This is a genomic window from Pseudoxanthomonas sp. GW2, from assembly GCF_000283075.1.
Lineage (GTDB): Bacteria > Pseudomonadota > Gammaproteobacteria > Xanthomonadales > Xanthomonadaceae > Pseudoxanthomonas.
In genome coordinates, this window is record NZ_ALIP01000015.1 from 16210 (window position 1) to 35361 (window position 19152).

Annotated in this window: 20 protein-coding genes; 14 read left to right on the plus strand and 6 right to left on the minus strand. The window is 70.2% G+C overall.

The window, feature by feature from the left end; genetic code table 11:
• Positions 1-239 precede the first annotated feature (239 nt).
• The 9 genes from B351_RS0101135 to B351_RS0101175 all read left to right on the plus strand — a co-directional run bounded on the left by B351_RS0101135 (position 240) and on the right by B351_RS0101175 (position 9706).
• The gene (locus B351_RS0101135) at positions 240-1649 is read left to right on the plus strand and encodes a transglutaminase domain-containing protein (protein ID WP_019397219.1); all 1410 of its coding nucleotides are present in this window, start codon (positions 240-242) and stop codon (positions 1647-1649) included.
• Positions 1650-1679: 30 nt separating this feature from the next.
• Entirely contained in the window at positions 1680-4709 is a 3030-nt protein-coding gene (locus B351_RS0101140) for a TonB-dependent receptor domain-containing protein (RefSeq protein ID WP_019397220.1), read from the plus strand.
• A gap of 56 nt (positions 4710-4765) precedes the next feature.
• A complete protein-coding gene (locus tag B351_RS0101145) occupies positions 4766-6325 on the plus strand; it encodes a serine hydrolase (protein WP_026010210.1) in 1560 nt (519 codons plus the stop codon).
• Positions 6279-7025: a M15 family metallopeptidase gene (locus B351_RS0101150; RefSeq protein ID WP_019397222.1), complete on the plus strand. Its 747-nt coding sequence runs from the start codon at positions 6279-6281 to the stop codon at positions 7023-7025. Before B351_RS0101145 ends, B351_RS0101150 begins: the two co-directional genes overlap by 47 nt.
• 13 nt (positions 7026-7038) lie before the next feature.
• Entirely contained in the window at positions 7039-7227 is a 189-nt protein-coding gene (locus tag B351_RS0101155; protein ID WP_019397223.1) for a CPXCG motif-containing cysteine-rich protein, read from the plus strand.
• Between the two features lie 54 nt (positions 7228-7281).
• Positions 7282-7674 carry a hypothetical protein gene (locus B351_RS0101160; RefSeq protein ID WP_019397224.1) on the plus strand — a complete coding sequence of 131 codons (393 nt, stop codon included), beginning with the start codon at positions 7282-7284 and terminating at the stop codon, positions 7672-7674.
• A 207-nt stretch (positions 7675-7881) separates the two neighbouring features.
• Positions 7882-8232 carry an EF-hand domain-containing protein gene (locus B351_RS0101165; RefSeq protein WP_019397225.1) on the plus strand — a complete coding sequence of 117 codons (351 nt, stop codon included), beginning with the start codon at positions 7882-7884 and terminating at the stop codon, positions 8230-8232.
• Between the two features lie 116 nt (positions 8233-8348).
• On the plus strand, positions 8349-9071 hold the full coding sequence (locus B351_RS0101170) for an HAD family hydrolase (RefSeq protein WP_019397226.1): 723 nt from the start codon (positions 8349-8351) through the stop codon (positions 9069-9071).
• A 65-nt stretch (positions 9072-9136) separates the two neighbouring features.
• On the plus strand, positions 9137-9706 hold the full coding sequence (locus B351_RS0101175) for a hypothetical protein (protein WP_019397227.1): 570 nt from the start codon (positions 9137-9139) through the stop codon (positions 9704-9706).
• A gap of 26 nt (positions 9707-9732) precedes the next feature.
• Here the strand turns inward: B351_RS0101175 and B351_RS0101180 are convergent, their stop codons facing one another.
• From B351_RS0101180 to B351_RS0101195, 4 genes are read right to left on the minus strand one after another with little or no spacing between them, the layout of a single operon-like run.
• The gene (locus B351_RS0101180) at positions 9733-9975 is read right to left on the minus strand and encodes a hypothetical protein (RefSeq protein ID WP_019397228.1); all 243 of its coding nucleotides are present in this window, start codon (positions 9973-9975) and stop codon (positions 9733-9735) included.
• On the minus strand, positions 9972-10391 hold the full coding sequence (locus B351_RS0101185; RefSeq protein ID WP_125076984.1) for a hypothetical protein: 420 nt from the start codon (positions 10389-10391) through the stop codon (positions 9972-9974). Before B351_RS0101185 ends, B351_RS0101180 begins: the two co-directional genes overlap by 4 nt.
• Positions 10392-10434: 43 nt before the next feature.
• Complete coding sequence (locus tag B351_RS15980) at positions 10435-10626, minus strand: hypothetical protein (protein ID WP_028915483.1); 192 nt, start codon at positions 10624-10626, stop codon at positions 10435-10437.
• Positions 10627-10636: 10 nt separating this feature from the next.
• A complete protein-coding gene (locus B351_RS0101195) occupies positions 10637-10846 on the minus strand; it encodes a hypothetical protein (RefSeq protein WP_019397231.1) in 210 nt (69 codons plus the stop codon).
• Positions 10847-11421: 575 nt separating this feature from the next.
• Here B351_RS0101195 and B351_RS0101200 point away from each other — a divergent pair.
• From B351_RS0101200 to B351_RS17490, 5 genes are all read left to right on the plus strand, one after another.
• Positions 11422-12714, plus strand: coding sequence for a peroxiredoxin (locus B351_RS0101200; RefSeq protein ID WP_019397232.1), 1293 nt, complete (start codon positions 11422-11424; stop codon positions 12712-12714).
• 150 nt (positions 12715-12864) lie between these two features.
• The gene (locus B351_RS0101205; protein ID WP_026010212.1) at positions 12865-14151 is read left to right on the plus strand and encodes a dipeptidase; all 1287 of its coding nucleotides are present in this window, start codon (positions 12865-12867) and stop codon (positions 14149-14151) included.
• 63 nt (positions 14152-14214) lie between these two features.
• The gene (locus B351_RS0101210; protein ID WP_019397234.1) at positions 14215-16764 is read left to right on the plus strand and encodes a TonB-dependent siderophore receptor; all 2550 of its coding nucleotides are present in this window, start codon (positions 14215-14217) and stop codon (positions 16762-16764) included.
• 368 nt (positions 16765-17132) lie between these two features.
• Positions 17133-18038 (plus strand): SDH family Clp fold serine proteinase, encoded by a 906-nt coding sequence (locus B351_RS0101215; protein ID WP_019397235.1) that lies wholly within the window; start codon positions 17133-17135, stop codon positions 18036-18038.
• 22 nt (positions 18039-18060) lie between these two features.
• Positions 18061-18255, plus strand: a complete 195-nt coding sequence (locus B351_RS17490) for a hypothetical protein (protein WP_125076988.1) — start codon at positions 18061-18063, stop codon at positions 18253-18255.
• Between the two features lie 135 nt (positions 18256-18390).
• Here the strand turns inward: B351_RS17490 and B351_RS0101220 are convergent, their stop codons facing one another.
• Both B351_RS0101220 and B351_RS0101225 read right to left on the minus strand, forming a co-directional pair.
• Positions 18391-18618: a hypothetical protein gene (locus tag B351_RS0101220; RefSeq protein ID WP_019397236.1), complete on the minus strand. Its 228-nt coding sequence runs from the start codon at positions 18616-18618 to the stop codon at positions 18391-18393.
• Entirely contained in the window at positions 18615-19133 is a 519-nt protein-coding gene (locus B351_RS0101225; RefSeq protein ID WP_156810390.1) for a hypothetical protein, read from the minus strand. The genes B351_RS0101220 and B351_RS0101225 overlap by 4 nt, the downstream gene beginning before the upstream one ends.
• Positions 19134-19152: the final 19 nt, after the last annotated feature.

Genomic DNA, 19152 nt, shown 5'->3' on the forward strand with positions numbered 1-19152 from the left:
CTCCCCTTGGGCGGGTGTTCCGAAAGAATAGTTATTCCAGCTATTCAGTACGTCAAGAATAAATTATTGACCGCGCCCCCGGTGCGTGTTACATCGGCATTACCACCGCACCGGGAAGTGTCGTCGTGGAAGCCTCTCCTCGCCAACCAGCGGCACACGCCAACGCGCGGACCCCGGTCCGCGGCGGGCGCGCATCCCGCCTGGCCGCCGGCCTGCTGCTGTGCCTCGCGCTGGGGAGCGTGCAGGCCCGCGCGGGCGATCCGCTGCCGGAGATCGTGGCAGCGGTGGACGCCGGCCGCTTCGCCGAGGCCGAGGCCCGGATCGCGGCGCTGCTGTCGCAGGGCGATGCCGCGCAGCGGCGGGCGCTGGAGTTCGAGCGCGAGCGCATGCGCCGCATCCGCCTGGACTTCAGCCTCGACCGCGCGGCGGTGCTGGCACAGCTGCGCCGGCAGATCCCGGACCTGCGCGAGTCCGAATTCGACGCCTGGGACGCGGCCGGCCTGGTCGAGCACATGGACATCGACGGCGAGCGCCGCTGGTTCAAGCGCTCGGTGTCCAACCTGTTCCGGCTCAGCCCCGAGGCCGCGGCACGCCGCGCGCCGCCGGTGCGGCCGTTCTCCGAAGGCCCGTTCGAGCGCCTGCATCCGCACCACGCCGAGGTGCTGGCCGCGGCCGCCGGCGGCGCCACCAGCGTGGCCCCGCGGCGGCTGGAAGTGACCCAGTCGCTGGTCGTGGACGCCGACGCGGTGCCGGCGGGGGAGACCGTGCGCGCCTGGATCCCGTACCCGCGCGCGATCCCGGGGCAGCAGGAAAACATCCGCCTGGTGCGGACTTCGCCGGCCGGCGGCCAGGTCGCGCCGGAAGACGCGCCGATGCGCACCGTGTACCTGGAAGGCCGCGCCGAAGCCGGCAAGCCGACCGAGTTCTCCATCACCTACGAACTGACCGTGTACGCCCGGCACTTCGCGGTGGACCCGGACAAGGTGGTGCCGGTGGACCGCACCGACCCGGAGCTGGCGCCGTACCTGGCCGAGCGCCCGCCGCACGTGGTGTTCACCCCGCAGCTGCGCGCGTTCTCGCGCCAGGTGGTGGGCGGGGAGACCAATCCGTACCGCATCGCGCAGAAGCTGTTCGCCGCGGTCGACCGCATCCCCTGGGCCGGCGCGCGCGAGTACTCGACCATCTCCAACATCAGCGACTACGCGCTCAACGCCGGCCATGCCGACTGCGGCCAGCAGACCCTGCTGCTGATCAGCCTGCTGCGGCTCAACGGCATCCCCGCGCGCTGGCAGTCCGGCTGGACCTACTCCGACGAGGACGTCGGCTACGACAACATGCACGACTGGGGCTGGCTGTACCTGGCCCCGTACGGCTGGCTGCCGATGGACGTGACCACCGGCCAGCTCGACAGCGACGACCCGGCGCTGCGCTGGTTCTACCTGGGCGGCCTGGACGCCTACCGCATCGCCTTCAACGACGACTACGCGCGCGACTTCGTGCCCGCCAAGACCCATTTCCGCTCCGAGACCGTGGACTCGCAGCGGGGCGAGGCCGAATGGCGTGGCGGCAACCTGTACTTCGACCAGTGGGACTACCGGTTCCAGTGGCGGATGCTGCCGCCCGAAGGCGGGCGGACGGGCGGGGATTGACCTCAACACCACTGTGGGAGAGACACGGGGATGAACAGCAGGATCCTGAGGAAGGCGGCGCTGGCGATGGCGCTCGGCGCGTGCCTGGGCACGATGGCACCGATGGCGATGGCGCAGAGCGCCACCGGCGCGGTGGCGGGCCGCGCCGAGGCCGGGGCCAGGGTGACGATCACCAACCCGGCCACCGGCTTCACCCGCACCGTCACCGCCGGCGAGGACGGCAGCTACCGCCTGCCGTTGCTGCCGCCGGGCACCTACACGGTGCAGGCCGAGGGCGGGCAGCAGGCCACCGTGACCGTCACCCTCGGTGCCACCGCCTCGGTCAACCTGGCGGCCGAGCCGGCGACCCTGCAGAGCATCGAAGTGGTCGGCACCCGCTTCGTCACCCCGGTGGACGTGACCTCCACCGAGTCGGCGATGAACATCAACGCCGAGGAGCTGGCGCGCCTGCCGGTGGACCGCAACGTCACCTCGGTGGCGCTGCTGGCCCCGGGCGTGGCTTCCGGCAGCGCCTCCTTCGGCGGCATCTCCTTCGGCGGCTCGTCGGTGGCCGAGAACGCGTTCTACGTCAACGGCCTCAACGTCACCGACTTCTACAACCGCGTCGGCTTCTCCGAGGCGCCGTTCGACTTCTACGAGGACTTCCAGGTCAAGACCGGCGGCTACTCGGTGGAGTTCGGCCGCACCACCGGCGGCGTGGTCAACGCCGTGGCCCGCTCCGGCACCAACGAATTCCACTACGGCTCCAAGCTGGTGTGGGGCCCGAAGGACTGGGAGTCCTCGGCGCGCGACAGCTACCTGGACGGCGAGCGCTACCTGACCCGCAGCAAGGACAAGACCGACTCCACGCGCCTTAATGTGTGGGCGTCCGGCCCGATCGTGAAGGACCGGCTGTTCTTCTTCGCCATGTACGAGGGCCGCAAGGTCGAGCCGGAGAACACCAACGACGCCGGCACCTCGTTCAACCGCGGCGACTCGGACGACGGCTTCTGGGGCACCACCCTGGACTGGCAGGTCACCGACCGCAACCTGCTGAGCCTGATGGCGTTCTCCAACGAGAACCGCACCGACACCACCACCTACGCCTACGACTTCGACAGCGGCAAGGTCGGGCAGAAGCTCAGCGACTCCTACTCGGAGACCGGCGGCACCAACTGGGCGCTGACCTGGAGCTCGTACCTGACCGACAACCTGTCGATGAAGGTGATGCACGGCCGCAACGAGCGCAACAGCGTCACCGGCTCGCCCAACGACGTGGACTGCAACTACGTCACCCGCGCCTCCGGCGTGCCGGACCCGGGCGTGCCGCTGGGCTGCACCAACAACGCCACCGTCTACGACCGCAACGACGAGCGCAAGCAGAGCCGGATCGACTTCGAGTGGGGCCTGGGCGACCACCTGCTGCGCTTCGGCATCGACGACGAGCGCAACACCTCCGACCTCGACCAGGTCTACTCCGGTCCCGGCGGCGTGCAGTACAACGTCTATACCGCCACCCCGCTGACCAACAACTCCAACTGCGGCGGCTTCCTGGTCCCGGCCGGCTACACCGCCTGCGTGCGCGCCCGCCAGTACGCGATCTTCGGCGAGTTCGAGTCGACCAACCGCGCCTACTACGTCGAGGACAACTGGTCGATCACCGACAACCTGGTGCTCAACCTGGGCCTGCGCTACGAGGAGTTCGACAACAAGGACGCCGAGGGCCGCACCTACATCAAGATGGACGACATGTGGGCGCCGCGCCTGGGCTTCTCCTGGGACCCGGTCGGCCAGGGCACGATGAAGGTGTTCGGCAACATCGGCCGCTACTTCCTGCCGGTGGCCAACGTCATCAACATCAAGCAGGGCGGCGCCCTGCTCGACGCGCGCACCTACTACGGCCTCGACGGCTGGGAGATCCGCGAGCGCGACGGCGTCCAGTACGCGGTGCCGGTGCTGGGCCAGTACATGGGCTTCGACGACGACCAGGGCGACGGCACCGTCGGCGACCTGCGCGCCGAGGTCGATGCCGACATGGACCCGGTCTACCAGGACGAGCTGATCCTGGGCTTCCAGCAGGTGCTGGGCGAGAAGTGGTCGTGGGGCGCGCGCGGCATCTACCGCAAGCTGCACAACGCCATCGACGACATCAACATCACCGCCACCCACTGCGGCCGCGTGCCCAGCGTGTGGGTGATGGGCAACCCGGGCAAGGACGTCACCATCTGGGGCGACACCGACTGCGACGGCAGCAACGACGGCTACATCACCGTCGATACCTCGAAGGGTGGCTACTGGACCGAGTCGGACGATTACGAGTACATCGACGGCGAGTGGGAGTACGTGGGCTCGACCCCGACCGGCCAGCGCGGCTGGAGCAAGCCCAAGCGCACCTACAAGGCGCTGGAGCTGCAGCTGGACCGCGCATGGGATGGCAAGTGGGCGTTCAACGCCTCCTACACCCTGTCCTGGAGCGAGGGCAACGCCGAGGGCCCGGTCAACACCGACACCAACTTCGGTGATACCGGCCGCACCGAGAACTTCGACGACCCGTTCGTGAACTACCGCGGCCATGGCCCGCTGGCCAACGACCACCGCCACCAGGTCAAGCTGCGCGGCACCTACGCCCTGACCGAGAACTGGAGCCTGGGCGCGACCGTGGACGCCCGCTCCGGCGGCCCGATCACCGGCTTCGGCGTCGGCAACCCGTACAACTGGAAGCTCTACCACAGCTACTTCGTGTGCGTGGACAAGTGCACCCCGGAGGAGGCCTTCGCCAATCCGCAGGAAGGCGACACCTGGAGCACCTCGGACCGGGTGTACGAGCATTCCGCGCGCGGCGGCGCCGGGCGCATGCCGTGGTACATCGACGTCGGCCTGAGCGTGGGCTACGAGCGCCAGTTCGGCCCGGCCAGGTTCTCGGCCAAGCTGTCGGCGTACAACATCTTCAACCGCCAGCGCCCGGTCTGGGTCTACCAGGACCTGGAGTCGAGCATCGGCACCCGCGACGAGTTCTTCGGCCGCGAGCGCTTCCTGCAGTCGCCGCGCTACGGCCAGCTGGTGCTGGCGCTGGAGTACTGACAACCGGACGACGCGGGCCCGATCATGGACGACAGGCCCGCATCGAGGAGCAGGTGATGCTGCGTTTCCTCCCTCCTGCGGCCGCCCTTGCGGCCGCTTTTTTTGCCGCGCCGGCCGTGGCCGGCGCAACGCTTCCCGGCCCCGCGCAGGCGTTCGTCGAGCGCACGGTGGACGAGGCGGTCGCCCGCTACGACCTGCCCGGCATCGCGGTCGGTGTGATCGAGGACGGCAAGGTCGCCGCGGTGGTGGCGCGCGGCGAGCTTGCCGCCGGCAGCGGCGAGCCGGTGACGCCGGAGGCGCTGTTCAAGATCGCCTCCAACAGCAAGGCCATGACCGCGGCGGTGCTGGCGCGGCTGGTCGACCAGGGCCGGTTGCGCTGGGACGACCCGGTGGTGAAGCACCTGCCGCAGTTCCGCATGCACGACCCCTGGGTCACCGCCAACATGCAGGTGCGCGACCTGCTGGTGCACAACAGCGGCCTGGGCCTGGGCGCGGGCGACCTGATGCTGTGGCCGGAACCGAACGATTTCACCCGCGCCGACATCATCGCCGGGCTGGCGCACCTGGAGCCGGTGACCAGCTTCCGCTCCGGCTACGCCTACGACAACCTGTTGTACGTGGTCGCCGGCGAGGTCGCGGCCGCGGCCGGCGGCAAGCCCTACGCGCAGCTGGTGCGCGAGGAGGTGTTCGCGCCGCTGGGCATGGACGGCTGCCGCGTGGGCAGCTGGAACGCCGGCGAAGCCGGCCCGATCGCGCGCCCGCACCGGCGTGTGGACGGGCGCAACCTGCCGGCGCCGCCGGAGCGGGGCGTGGTCCCGGACATCACCTCGATGGCCGCCGGCGGCATCCGCTGCAGCCTGGAGGACATGCTGCGCTGGGTGGGCGCCTGGCTGGATCCGGCGCAGCCGTGGCTGTCGGCGGAGCAGCGCCAGCAGGCGTGGACCGGGCACATGCCGATGCCGGTGGGCCGGCGCATGCGCGAGTGGGACAACAGCCACTTCCATGCCTACGGCTACGGCTGGCGCCTGTCCGACATGGACGGGCATTGGAAGGTGGCCCACACCGGCACCCTGTCGGGCATGTATTCCTCGGTGATCCTGCTGCCGGACCTGCGCACCGGCATCGTCATCCTCATCAACGGCGAGGCCGAGGACGCGCGCACGGTGCTGGGCCAGGTGCTGGCCAAGCGCTACACCCGCCCGGATCCGGCCCTGGACGTGGCCCACTACGCCGCCCTGCTGGAGCGCGAACACGCCCTGCGCCGCCAGGCCGAGCCGGCGCCGGACACCCGCGCGCGGCGCCCGGCCACGCGCCGCGAGGCCGCGGCGTTGCTCGGGATCTGGCGCGATCCGTGGTTCGGCGAGGTGGCGCTGTGCCCGCGCGCCGACGGCATCGGCTTCGCCTCGGTGCGCTCGCCACGCATGCGCGGGCGGCTGATGCGGGTGGGCGAGCGCTGGCTGCTGGACTGGGACGACGACGGCATCGACGCGGAGGCCTGGCTGCACCCGCCGGAGGCGGGCGGGGGTACCCTGCGCCTGTCCAAGGTCGATCCGGAAGCGGACTTCAGCTATGACTACCAGGACCTCCGTTTCGTGCGCGAGCGCGACTGCCCCTGAGCGCCTGTGCGCGCTGCTGGCGGCGCTGCTGCTGGCGCCGGCGGTGGCCGGCGGCGAACCGGTGCGGGTGTCGCCGGCACGCGACGCCGCCGCGGCCGGCCTGGTCGAGGTCCGCACCCTGGCCCCCGGCATCCGCGTGGAGGCGCGCTATGCCGGACCGGACAACTTCACCGGTGCGCCGGTACCCGGCTACGAAGGCAACGCCTGCCTGCTGCTGCGGCCGGTGGCCGAGGCCCTGGCCCGGGTGCAGCAGGACCTGCAGGCCGAGGGCCTGGGCCTGCTGGTCTACGACTGCTACCGCCCGGTGCGTGCGGTGCAGGCCTTCATGCACTGGGCGCGCGCCGACGACGACCCGGGACAGAAGGCACGTTGGTACCCGCGGGTGGACAAGGACGCGCTGGTGCCGGAGTACATCGCCGACAGTTCCGGCCACAGCCGCGGCGCCACCGTCGACCTGACCCTGGTGCGCTGCGACGGCGACGGCCGCTGCGAGCCGCTGGACATGGGCACCCCGTTCGACTTCTTCGACCCGTCCGCGCACACCGACGCCCCGGTGGCGCCGGCGCAGCAGGCCAACCGCCAGCGCCTGCGCGCGGCGATGGTGGCCGGCGGCTTCCGCAACTACCCGCGGGAGTGGTGGCATTACACCCTGGACCCGGAACCGGATCCGACCCTCGCCTACGACGTCCCGGTGCGCTGACGGAGGTGCGCTGATGGAAGAGTGGCTGACCGTGCAATGCCCCTGGTGCGGGGAGAGCTTCGAGACCCCGGTGGATCCCAGTGGCGGCAACCAGCAGTACGTGGAGGACTGCCAGGTCTGCTGCCAGCCGATCCTGCTGGACGTGACGGTGGACGCGGACGGCCAGGTGGCGCTGGCCGCCCGCCGCGAGGGCGAGGACTGAGGCGACCGGCCCGGCTAGACTTGTCGGCCCGTTTGCCCAGGTCCCGCCCGCCCGATGAACCTTCCGCTGCACACCGGCCTGCTTGGCTGCCTCGAAGCCGGACTGATCGCCTTCCTCGTCGGCGTGCTGGTGTACGCCGGATGGGCCTGGCTCGGGCGACGCACCGGCATGCAGATCGGGCACGTGGTTGGCTGGGGCGCGGTCATCGCCACCGCCATCGCCGCGGGGCTGGATGCCTGGAACCTGTTCTACATCGGCATGGTGAAGCTGGAGTCGCCGCTGTACGCGCGCCTGGCCCTGGCCGGCATCCACGACGCCGACAACCTGGGCACCCGGGTCCTGCTGGAAGTGATCGGCGCCACCTCCGGCAGCGTGCTGGGCTGGTGGCTGTTCAGCCACCGGCGTGCCCCCGGCGGGAACTCCACCGGGCCCGACGAGGCCCGCTAAAGCGGTTACATGGCGTCCTTGAAGACGCCCCTAACCTGGCGTCCACGCGCCGCTAACCAGCGGCTACAACGCAGCGCGGACGCTGTGGTTAACGCCGCGTTCGCGGCGCGGCCGCGGCCCAAATCCGGTTCATCCGCGACGTTGCAAGGTGCGACCCGTGTTCTGCAAAGCAAGCAGTCACGTCCTTCCACCCGACGGAGTACGCCAATGAACAAGCACCACACCCGCACCCCGACCGGCCTGCTGTTCCTGGGCATGATTGCCGCCGCGCCGCTGGCGTTCGCGCAGAGCACCACGCCCACCGAGCAGCAGACCCCGACCCAGGCCCAGGCCGGCGCGGCACAGCAGTCGCAGGCCGGCGCCAGCGGCCAGGGCCAGAGCTGGGCCGACCTGGACACCGACGGCAACGGCAGCATCAGCCGCAGCGAGGCCCAGGCCCACTCCGCGCTGTCCAGCGTGTTCGCCACGGCCGACGCCGACGGCGATGGCGAACTGACCCCCGAGGAGTACCGCACCTTCATCCAGAACCAGCAGCAGGGCGGCGCGCCGCAGGAGTAACGCGGCACCCCATGCATGACGGAAGCGGGCCCCGGCCCGCTTCCTTTTTTCCCGGGGCCGTCCCCGCTGCTATCCTGCACGCCCGCCGTGATGGCGCCCGCGTTCCGGATACCCCCATGCACGACATCCGCCTGGTCGGCTTCGATGGCGACGACACCCTGTGGCGCAGCGAGGACTACTACCGCGCCGCGGAGAAGCGCTACGAGGAAATCATCGGCCGCTACATCGACCTGCACGACGCCGGCACCCTGCGCCACCTGCTGGAGGTGGAGCGCCGCAACCTCAAGGTGTTCGGCTACGGCGTCAAGGGCATGACCCTGTCGATGATCGAGGCGGCGATCGAACTGACCGAAGCGCGCATCAGCGCCCGCGACCTGCAGCAGGTGGTCGACATCGGCCGCGACACCCTGGCCCATCCGGTGGAGCTGCTGGACGGCATCCGCGACGCGGTGGAGGCGGTGGCCGCGCGCTGGCAGGTGGTACTGGTGACCAAGGGCGACCTGTTCCACCAGGAGGACAAGATCGCCCGTTCCGGCCTGGCCGACCTGTTCCCGCGCATCGAGATCGTGTCCGAGAAGGACCCGCCGACCTATGCGCGGGTGCTGGCCGAGTTCGGCATCGCGCCGGAGCAGTTCGTGATGGTTGGCAACTCGTTGCGCTCGGACATCGAGCCGGTGGTGCGGCTGGGCGGCTGGGGCGTGCACATCCCCTACGCGCTCACCTGGGCCCACGAGGCCGACCATGGCCTGGCCGAGGCGCATCCGCGGGTGCGCACCGTGGCCAGCGCGGCGGAGCTGCCGGAAGCCATCACCCGGATCGCCGCCGGCACCGCCGCCTGATCCCGCACACGGCCCGCCGGCGGGAGCTGCGCGCGCCGCGCCCGCGGCCGCGGCACAATGCCGCCATGGCCCGCTTCCGCTTCCCGCACGCGACGTACCGCCGGATCCTGTTCGTAACCCTGTGCCTGGCCGCCTGCGGTGCGGGCATCCCGCTGCCGCTGGCGGCGCAGGCCCGCGCCACGGCCACCGCAACGCCGGAGCCCGGACCCCGTTACGACACGGGCGATGCCTGGATCGACGGCCGCCTGGCCGACATCGACCGCTACGCCCGCGCCTATCCGGAGAGCTTCGCCGCCGAGGTCGAGCGCTATGCCGGCGCCTCGCGCGCCTATGTGCGCGGACTGCTGGCGCAGCCGGGCTGGAATCCCGGCGACGCCTGGTATGCCTGCTTCCTGGCGCGCGCGCTGGACACCGACTGCCGCAGCGTGGTGCGCGCCCGCGCGCGCCTGGGCCGCGCCGGCAGCTGGGCCCAGGCGACCTCCGCGCTGCGCGGCGAGGACAAGCCGGATCCATATCCCGCGCTGCGCCTGGCCCTGGCCGACAGCTACCGCCGCTGGGATCGCTCCCTGCAACCGGACGCCGCCCTGCGCCGCGCCCTGCAGCAACGCCAGCGGGCGGCCGGCGAAGGGCGCTAGCCGGCGGTGCGTTGGCGGACTGGCGCCTAGCGGCTGTCCGGCTGCCCGGGCTTGCGTGCCGACAGCCTGCGCATCAGCGGATCGCGCTCGCCGTTGAGCGCGAAACGCCCGAACATCCAGGTGCCGCAGGCGGCGCCGGCCAGCACCGCGTATTCCAGTGCCGAGGCCTGTGCATCGCCCTGCACCAGCTGGATGAGCCGGGAGACCAGGACCACGACGCCGGCGAGGGACAGCATCGCGGCGAGGATGCGGATCACGACGCTTTTCATTGGCGGTCCCTCCTGGGGCCTGACGGGGCAATGCGACGGCCGGGAGCCACACCGCCGCGCATGCCGGCAACGGCGTACACCAGGTCGAAGGCCAGCTCGGCCAGCAGTATGCCCGGAAGCGCATAACCGCCGAACAGCAGGACCGCGCCGGCAAAGCCAAGCCACAGTACCAGCCGGATGCGGCGGGCATCCTTGCGGAAGACGGCAGGCAGGCGCCCGGCCAGATCGAGCAAGCCCAGGCCTGCGAACAGGACGCATAGGAAGACGTTGTCGAACCCGTCCATGGCGGTGGCCAGGGCGAGACGGGCTGCGGGGGAGTGCAGCGCGAGCGCCAGCACCAAGGCGGCCGAGGAAACGACGAGGAGTTCCGCAATGCTCCTGCGGGTACCTGGGGCTGGTTGGCCGTGTGCAGTCATCGGTCTCGATGCCCCGCGCGCTTGCGCGCGCGGGGCCAGTGGCTCAGTTCAGCAGCCAATCCAATCCGGCCTGGATCTCATCGTCATAGGTCCGGTAGATGGCAGAGCCTATCGCCCAGCCGAGTGCGGCCGAGCCGGCCACCGCCCGTGCCGGCAGGCTTACCTGCCAGATGGTGCCGAGCACGGAAGCACCGCCATTCACGTCATGGAGCTCACGACAGGTCAGTTCGCGCATTTGCGTGTCCTCACTTGGTGATGTACTCGACGTACTTGAAGCCGGCGCGGGCGAACGTCACCCCGAGCATGGCGCTGCCAACCGGACCGCCCGCAGCGCCAAGGAGGGCGCCAACCATTCCCGCGGCACCCGCCATGATCAGGCCGGCGGCAAGTTCGCCGCCGGTGTCGATAACGCCGGCGGACGCAACCGCAACTTCGTTAGTGCTCAGTTCGCGCATATCAACCTTCCTTAGTGGACGCAGTGCCCCTGCGTTTGGGGCCAGATCACCCTGGCGGATGCATGAAGGCCCACACCTCGCGCGGGAGCGGGGATTCCGCGTCCGGTTCCCGTCCCGGGAGCTCGCCACGCAGTTGCGCGCCATCTCCCGCATTGCCCCCGGTAGAGAGCGACGACGATCGTGCGGCTGCCCGGATTGCATGGGGAGGTTTGCATTTGCGGTGAGGCGATTCAATGCCAAAACCACTTGCATCACGCGCGCTGATGTCAGGCCAGGTTGCGCAGGGTGTTCGCGCAAGTCCAACTGACTGGTCGACGCGCCGCATGACTGGGGCTGTGAGGCTGCGCGTGTCGCGTGAGGGACGCGGACGTCCATTCGGCCACGACCTGCTGGCCGGGTCGGCCGTGGCCATGCAGCGGAGGCCGCCGCTCATTTCCTTTGGAGCAATCGTCATCAGTTCCGGGGTGTTGGCCTCTGGATTGCGCCGGCGGGCGCTGCCTACAGTTCATGAGCCGCCAGCGCAGCGCATCGACGGATGCAAGCCGGCGGAACCTTCCTCCGCCACGGGAACCGGCATGAGGCATGCATACCGCTCCATCCTCCGCCACGGACTGGCCCTGCTGCTGGCGCTGTGCGCCGCGCATGCGCTGGCCGGCACGGTCGCGCCCGCCGAGGGCCTGTGGCGCGGCGAGTTCACCGTCAACGGCGAGGCGCTGCCGTTCAACTTCGAGTTGGCCGGGCTGGAAGGCGCGCAACCGCGCCTGGTGCTGCTCAACGGCAGCCGCCGCGACGAGTTCGAGGTCGAGAAGCTGGCCGGTGGCGGCATCCGCGCGGTGATGAACACCTACGACGCCGCGCTCGAGGCCACGGTGGAGGAGGGTTCCGGCGGCAAGCGCCTGGTCGGGCACTACCGCGACCTGGTCCCGAAGCGCAACGGCGCCAACGACCTGCCGTTCACCGCCGAGCATGGCCAGGCCTGGCGCTTCGTGCCGCCGGAGCGGGATGCCGGCAGCGCCGCCAACCTCGACGGCAAGTGGGCCATCCTCAACCGCGACCGCAGCGCCGGGCCCAACCAGGTCGCGCTGCTGCGGCAGGAAGGCACGCGCCTGACCGGGGTGTTCATGACCGTCGTGGGCGATACCCGCGAGCTGGAAGGCGTGGTCCAGGGCGACCGCTTCTGGCTGTCGCACTTCAGCGGGCCCAGCCCGGTGCTGGTCCGCGGCACCATCGAGGACGGCCAGATCCAGGGTGCGATCAGCTTCGGCATCTACAACGTGGCCAGGTTCGAGGGCCACCGCAGCGACGAGGTGGAACTGCCTGATCCTTACCGCCTCACCTACCTCAAGGATGGCCGCCGCAGCATCGACTTCAGCTTCCCCGACCTGGAGGGGCGGCCGGTGTCGCTGCGGGATGACAAGTACCGCGGCAAGGTGGTGATCGTCGAGGTGATCGGCACCTGGTGCCCCAACTGCACCGACCAGACCCGGTTCCTCGCGCCCTGGTTCCGCGAGAACCGGCAGCGCGGGGTGGAGGCCATCGCCGTGGCCTTCGAGCAGGAGGACAGCTTCGAGTACTTCCAGCAGCGCCTGCGCAAGTTCCGCGACCTTTTCGACATCCGCTACGACATCGTCCACGGCGGCGTGGCCGACAAGAAGCTGGCCACCGAGAAGCTGCAGGGCCTGAACTACATGGCCGCGTTCCCGACCACCATCGTGATCGACCGCCGCGGCGAGGTGCGCGAGATCTATACCGGCTTCACCGGCCCGGTCACCGGCGGCTACTACGAGGAGTACGTGGCCCGCTTCAACGCGTTGATGGACGAGCTGCTGGCCGAGCCGGATCCCTACGCGGCCACCGCGGGGCAGTGATGAGCCGCTGCCCGCCGCCGCCCTGCCGCCCCGCGCGATGTAGCCGCGCCGCGCGCGCGGCCTGATCCGGCGCCACCCCGGTCCCGCCAGGGCTGCCGTTCGCGGCGGCCATGGCCCCGCCTTGCCTGATGAAACCCCACAGGAATGTCCATGTCCGCATTGCATCCGCGCTCCACGCTCCCGCTTCCCCGTCCCATCGCCGCCTTGGCCCTGGCGCTGGCGCTTGCCGCCTGCGGCGGCCGCGACGCCGCCGCCGGGGCCGGTACTGCCGCCGCTCCCGCGCCGGAGTCCGCCGCCGACCCGGCCGCCGTCCACCAGGAGATCCTGGTGCTGGACGGGCACGCCGACGTGCTGCTGCCCGACACGCCGAAGCGCTACTGGCTGCCGGACGGCGGCAAGCGCACCAGTTTCGAGCGGGTGCGCCAGGGCGGGGTGGACGCGATCGTGTTCTCGATCGCGGTCGGCCCGGGCCCGGAGGACGCGCAGGGCCTGGCCAAGGCCCGCCAGGACGCCGAGGCCAAGCTGGCGGCGGTGCAGGAATGGATCGCCGGCAGCGGCGGCCAGGCGGAACTGGCGCGCAGCGCCGACGACATCGAGCGCCTGCACCGCGAGGGCAAGGTGGCGGTGCTGCTCGGCTTCCAGAACGCACGCATCCTCGGCACCGACCTGGCCGCGTTCGACCGCTTCCACCAGGCCGGCGTGCGCGTGGCCGGGCTCGCCCACGCCGGGCACAACGCGTTTGCCGACTCCTCGCGGCCGCAGGACGGCGTGGCCGAGCGCCACGGCGGGCTCAGCGAGCTGGGCCGCCGGGCGGTGGCGCGCTTCAACGACCTGGGCGTGCTGATCGACGTATCCCAGCTGACCCCGGCGGCGCTGAAGCAGACCGTGGAGCTGAGCCGGGTGCCGGTAGTGGCCACCCATTCCAACGCCCGCGCCCTGGTCGACAACAGCCGCAACCTCAGCGACGGGGAACTGGACCTGATCAAGGCCAAGGGCGGCGTGGTCCTGGTGACCCCGTTCAAGCCCTACCTGCGCGCGCCGGACGACGCCTGGCGCGCGAAGATCGCCCGCCTGCGCGCGGAGTTCGGCCTGCCGGAGCAGTTCGCGGTGGCCAACGAGGGCAGCGACGCGCAGGATGCGCCGACCCGCGAGCGCTTCCACGACGCGCTCAAGCAGAACGAGCAGCCGGCCACCCTCTCCGACCTGGTCGACCACCTGGACTACATCGCCAGGCGCATCGGCGTGGAGCACGTCGGGATCGGCAGCGACTTCGACCACGGCGCCGGCGTCACCGGCTTCGACAGCGAGGCCGACGCGGCCAACGTCACCGCCGAGCTGCTGCGCCGCGGCTACACGCGCGAGCAGGTCGCCGCGATCTGGGGCGGCAACTTCCTGCGGGTGGTGCGTGCCGCCGAAGCCGGCCGCCGCCAGGGCTGATCCCCTTCCCGGGCGGCCGCCGCGGCCCGCGCGGCGCCGCCCCCTGCCGAGGAATTCCCCCGCATGAGCAATTCCCCGCGGGCCAGCGTGCTGGCCCTTTCCATCAGCCTGCTCCTCGCCATCCCCGACCTGCACGCGGCCGGGGGCGGCGAGCCGGAGCCCGGCGGCAGCGGCGCCGCCACCACCCTGGACCGGGTGACCGTCACCGGCGCCCGTGCCGCCGGCCGCACCATCGGCAACAGCCCCGCGCCGATCGACGTGATCAGCGCGCAGGAACTGGAAAGCACCACCCGCACCGACCTGTTCGAGGCGCTCAACGCCACCCTGCCGGCCTGGAACACGCCGGTGCGCGCCAACGCCACCGACCTGGGCAGCATGGTCCGCGTCGGCCAGCTGCGCGGCCTCAGCCCCAACCACACCCTGGTGCTGGTCAACGGCAAGCGCTGGCACACCACCGCCCTGTTCGGCGCCGGCGGCCTGACCGGGCAGGCGCCGGTGGACCTGGCCACCTTCCCGACCGGCGCGATCCAGCGGATCGAGGTCCTGCGCGACGGTGCCTCGGCGCTGTACGGCTCGGACGCCATCGCCGGCGTGGTCAACATCATCACCAGCCGCCAGGCCGAGGGCGGCGAGGTGGCCTACCGCTACGGGGTCAACGACGGCGGGGAGGGCGGGCTGCACACCCTCACTGCCAGGGCCGGGTTCGGCCTGGGCCGAGAGGGCTACATCAACTTCGCCCTCCAGTACGACGACCAGGACCCGACCATCACCAGCAGCCCGGTGCCGCTGGACTATCCGCTGTTCTTCCTGCGCGACGCCGACGGCAACCCGGTCGTGCCCGGCGGCTCGGTGTGGCGGCCGCAGATCCCCGCAGGCGCCAGCCTCGACCCGCGCGAGTACGAGGTCGACCGCGGCAAGTGGCGCTGGCCGATCAATGGTCGCCGCAAGTCCCGGCTGCGCGGCTTCACCGCCAGTGCCGGCACCCCGCTGGGCGAGTCGCTGGAACTGTTCGCCTTCCTCAACCACGCCGGCCGCCAGGCCTGGGCACCGCAGTTCTACCGGCCGGTGTGGCGCGACGAGGTGGTGCGCGCGATCCATCCGGACGGCTTCCAGCCGAAGGAGGAGATCAGGGAGCAGAGCGTGGGTGCCACCCTCGGCCTGCGCGGCACGCTGGCCGCGGACTGGGAATGGGAAGCCAGCGTCACCAACGGCCACGACGCGATCCGCGCCTACATCCACGACTCGATCAACCCGACCTTCGGCCTGGACAGCCAGACCAGCTTCTACCTGGGCAAGGTGCGCTACGAGGCCACCACCTGGAACCTGGACCTGCGCCGCGGCTTCGAGGTGGGCCTGGCCGGGCCGCTGGAACTGTCGCTGGGCGCCGAGGCGCGCCGGGAGTCCTACCGCAAGTGGGCCGGCGATCCGCAGTCCTACACCCATGGCGGCGCGGTGATCCTGGACGGCCCCAACGCCGGCAAGCCCTTCAGCCGCGCGGTGGGCTACTCGCAGGCGCTGGCCGGGTTCAGCCCGGAAGACGCGGTGCAGGTCGAGCGCGACAACTGGGCGGTGTACGCCGGCCTGTCGCTCAACCCGGTGCGGCGCTGGACCGTGGACCTGGCCGCGCGCCACGAGGACTACGAGGACTTCGGCACCGCCTCCACCTGGCGCGTTTCCTCGCGCGTGGAGCTGGGCCGGCGCTGGGCCGTGCGCGGCACCGCCAGCACCGGGTTCCAGGCGCCGGCGCTGGCCGCACAGGCGCACAAGTTCACCCAGAACTCGCCGGCCGGCGTGACCTACACCCTGCAGGTCGGTTCGCCGCAGGCGCAGGCCCTGGGCGCGCGCCCGCTGCGGCCGGAGGAATCGGAGAACTACAGCCTGGGCATCGTGTTCCAGCCCTGGGACGGCGCCACCGCGGCGGTGGACGTCTACCGCATCGACGTGGACAACCGCATCGCCACCTCCACCTCGATCTCCGGCGACAGCTACCCGGGCGCGCTGCCGTTGCTGCAGTCGCTCGGCTACGGCCCGGCCGACGCGGTGTCCTACCTGCTCAACGCCGCGCATACCCGCAACGAGGGCGTGGAAGCCACGTTCGAGGCCGCCAGCGACTTCGGCCGCTTCGGCAGCGTGCGCTGGACCGCGGCGGGCAACTGGACCCGCGGCGAGCTGCGCGGCGTGGCGCCCACCCCGGACGGGCTGACCGACTACGGCGTGCCGGGGTTCAGCCGCAGCAACGCCAACCTCCTGCTGCTGCTGTCGCCGAAGAGCAAGCAGGTGCTCAGCGCCGACTGGCGCCTGGGACGCTGGAGCGCGCTGCTGCGCCTGACCCGCTACGGCTCGCTGGAGCGCTACGGCGTCCCGGTCGGGCGCCCGGCCTCGGAGGAGGTGGCGTACACCATCGACCCGATCTGGCTGACCGACCTGGACCTGGGCTTCCAGGCCAGCGAACGCCTGCGCCTGTCGCTGACCGCCAACAACCTGTTCAACCGCCTGCCGGAAAAACTGCCGCAGGCCCTGGTCCAGCCGGGCCAGTACTACGCGTACCCGGTCAACGGCCCGGTGTCCGGCGACGGCGGGTTCTATTCGGCCAGCGTGGAGTACCGCTGGTAGCGGCGGGTGCGCGGCGCCCCGCACCCGGCCGGCGGTTCCGTGGGGCGGCCGGGTGCGGCGGCGACCCGCCGTTCAGCCGGGCGGTTAGAACTGCCGCGGGCGATCGGGGACAATCCCCGCTCCCCACCGGTCCCCGCCATGCCTGCCGTTCCCGCTTCCTACGCCGCTTCCGCCCGCCTCTCCGTCGCCCCGATGATGGACTGGACCGACCGCTAGACCCAATGAGGGCTCCGGCCGATCTGGTACTCCAATGGTGCACCCCGGCCCTCCCTTGGCGTTGCTCCCCCGTTACCTACGGGTTATGGACAGCCGTTAAGGTTGCTTATAATGTGCGGTTAATTTAGTCGGGGTCTGGGGGACAGGCTGGAATGGAGCGCCTGAGAGCGGAGTCCATCGTTGATGGGTTCTTAAACAACTGCAACATGGATTTGGGCCGAGCGCTGGCCGCGGATGTGCTCTCTATTGTCGGTCCCATGGCCCCGCCTTGGGACGACGTCGTGCGGCTCGCGATCGAGGAGCTGGCCGAGGCGCGGGACGATGATCCTGCCGCCGGCGCTGAGAAGCTGGCTGTCGTCCTCGAAACGACTGGCGGCTACATCGAGACGGTTGAGCGCATGGTTCGTGCGATGCGCCAGCACTACCAGGAAGTGATCTTCATCATTCCGAACTTCGCCTATAGCGCGGGTACGGTTCTCGCGCTATCCGGCGATGACATCTACATGGACTACCACTCGGTGCTGGGGCCGATCGACCCCCAGTACGGGGCTTCGAACGGCGAGTATGTGCCCGGAATGGGCTACCTGGCCAAGTACAAGGAGCTGGTGCAGACCATCAATGCAGCGCCTGATGCTGGCCACGTTCGGGCGGAGATCTCGTATCTCATTGAGAAGTTCGATCCGGCCAAGCTCTTTCACATCGAACAAGCGATCGAGCATTCAAAGTCGCTTCTGCGGGAGTGGCTGCCCCGCTACAAGTTCAAGAATTGGCATGCCAGGTCGACTTCCGGCGCGGCTGTCTCTGACGCCGACAAGCAGACCAGGGCCAACGAGATTGCCGAGGTCCTGGGTGACGCCCAGCGCTGGCATTCGCACGGTCGCGGCATCACGTGTGATGACCTTGGAAGTGAAGAGATCAAGCTAAAAATTAACAATTACGGAACGGACGCCGAACTCAAAAGGTCCATCCGCAACTATCACAACCTTTTGGTTGACTATATGGGCAAGCGAAGTTGGCCCGCAGCCATCCACACGAAGTTAGGCCTGCGGTCCTCATGATCAGGGTGACAATATGAATAGGTTGAACCAGCACGAAGAAACGCTCAGCAACATCCGTCGTATGGCTGATGGGCTAGGGGATCTTGGTCGTGAGCTGGAAGTGTCGGCCGAGGTTCGCAGCGTCGCTCGCGAGCTCAATCGGCAGGATCAAGCAGGAACCTATCGGCTGCCCTATACCAGCCGCCCTGACTTCATCGGTGATCGCTGGAACATGTGAGGCGACCCGGCGCAGCAGTAAGAAAGGGGCCTTCGGGCCCCTTTCTTGTTCCTCAGTTGTCGCGACGACCGCTCCATTGAGCCGCCATGGAGACCTAGCGTCGAAGCGTCTGCTCTGCGCGGCGCTGCCGCTAGGCTATCCCGCCGCTTCCCGTGCGCGTTGGCCATCCCACCACGCAGCGACGTCACGCGTGTCGTAAACGTCACCAGTTCGCGGAGGAAGAAGGCCCGCACTGTGCTTGTTCGCCATGGTCTTCATGGCCGCGTGCGGAAAGAACGCCTCGCGCAGCTGCTCGATCGTCATCGTGGGGCCGTACTTGCCGAAGAGCAGCCAGAAGGTGGAGTAGTCGTGGGCGGCGCTCATGCTGCCTTCCTGAACTTGTTGCGGAGCCATGCGGTCGCGCGGGCGATCGCGTCGTCGTCGATACAGGCGCGGAGCTTCCAGTGGTTCACCACCTGGTCGAGTTCGGCCATCAGGCGGATCTCCGGGATCAGGTCGTCCGTGTCGGCCGATTGCGTGGCGCGCGAGGAATCGATGGGAGGCGGGGCGGCCGCCTGGGGGCCATCCTGCTGCTGTCCCGGCTCCTTCACGTCCGCCGGCTCGACGGGCGATGCGTGGGGCGGTGACGCGCTCACCGTCGAGCACATACTTACCTTCGCGATCGGCGCCTTCGGCTCCTGCGTCTTCGCCTTGGCGCCGAGCCGGTAGCGGACCCAGCGGGTATGCCCCATGGCTTCGATCATCCCCGTGTCGCGCAGCTGCCGGATGGCCTCCTTCCAGTTTTCGGGGCGGCGCGGGTTGATCGCCTCGCGCAGCACTCCGGAGGGCGTCCAGCCGGTCCGCGAGGCCAAGGCCTTGAGGATCTGATTGGCGACCATGGTGGCGGTCTCCTTGGGC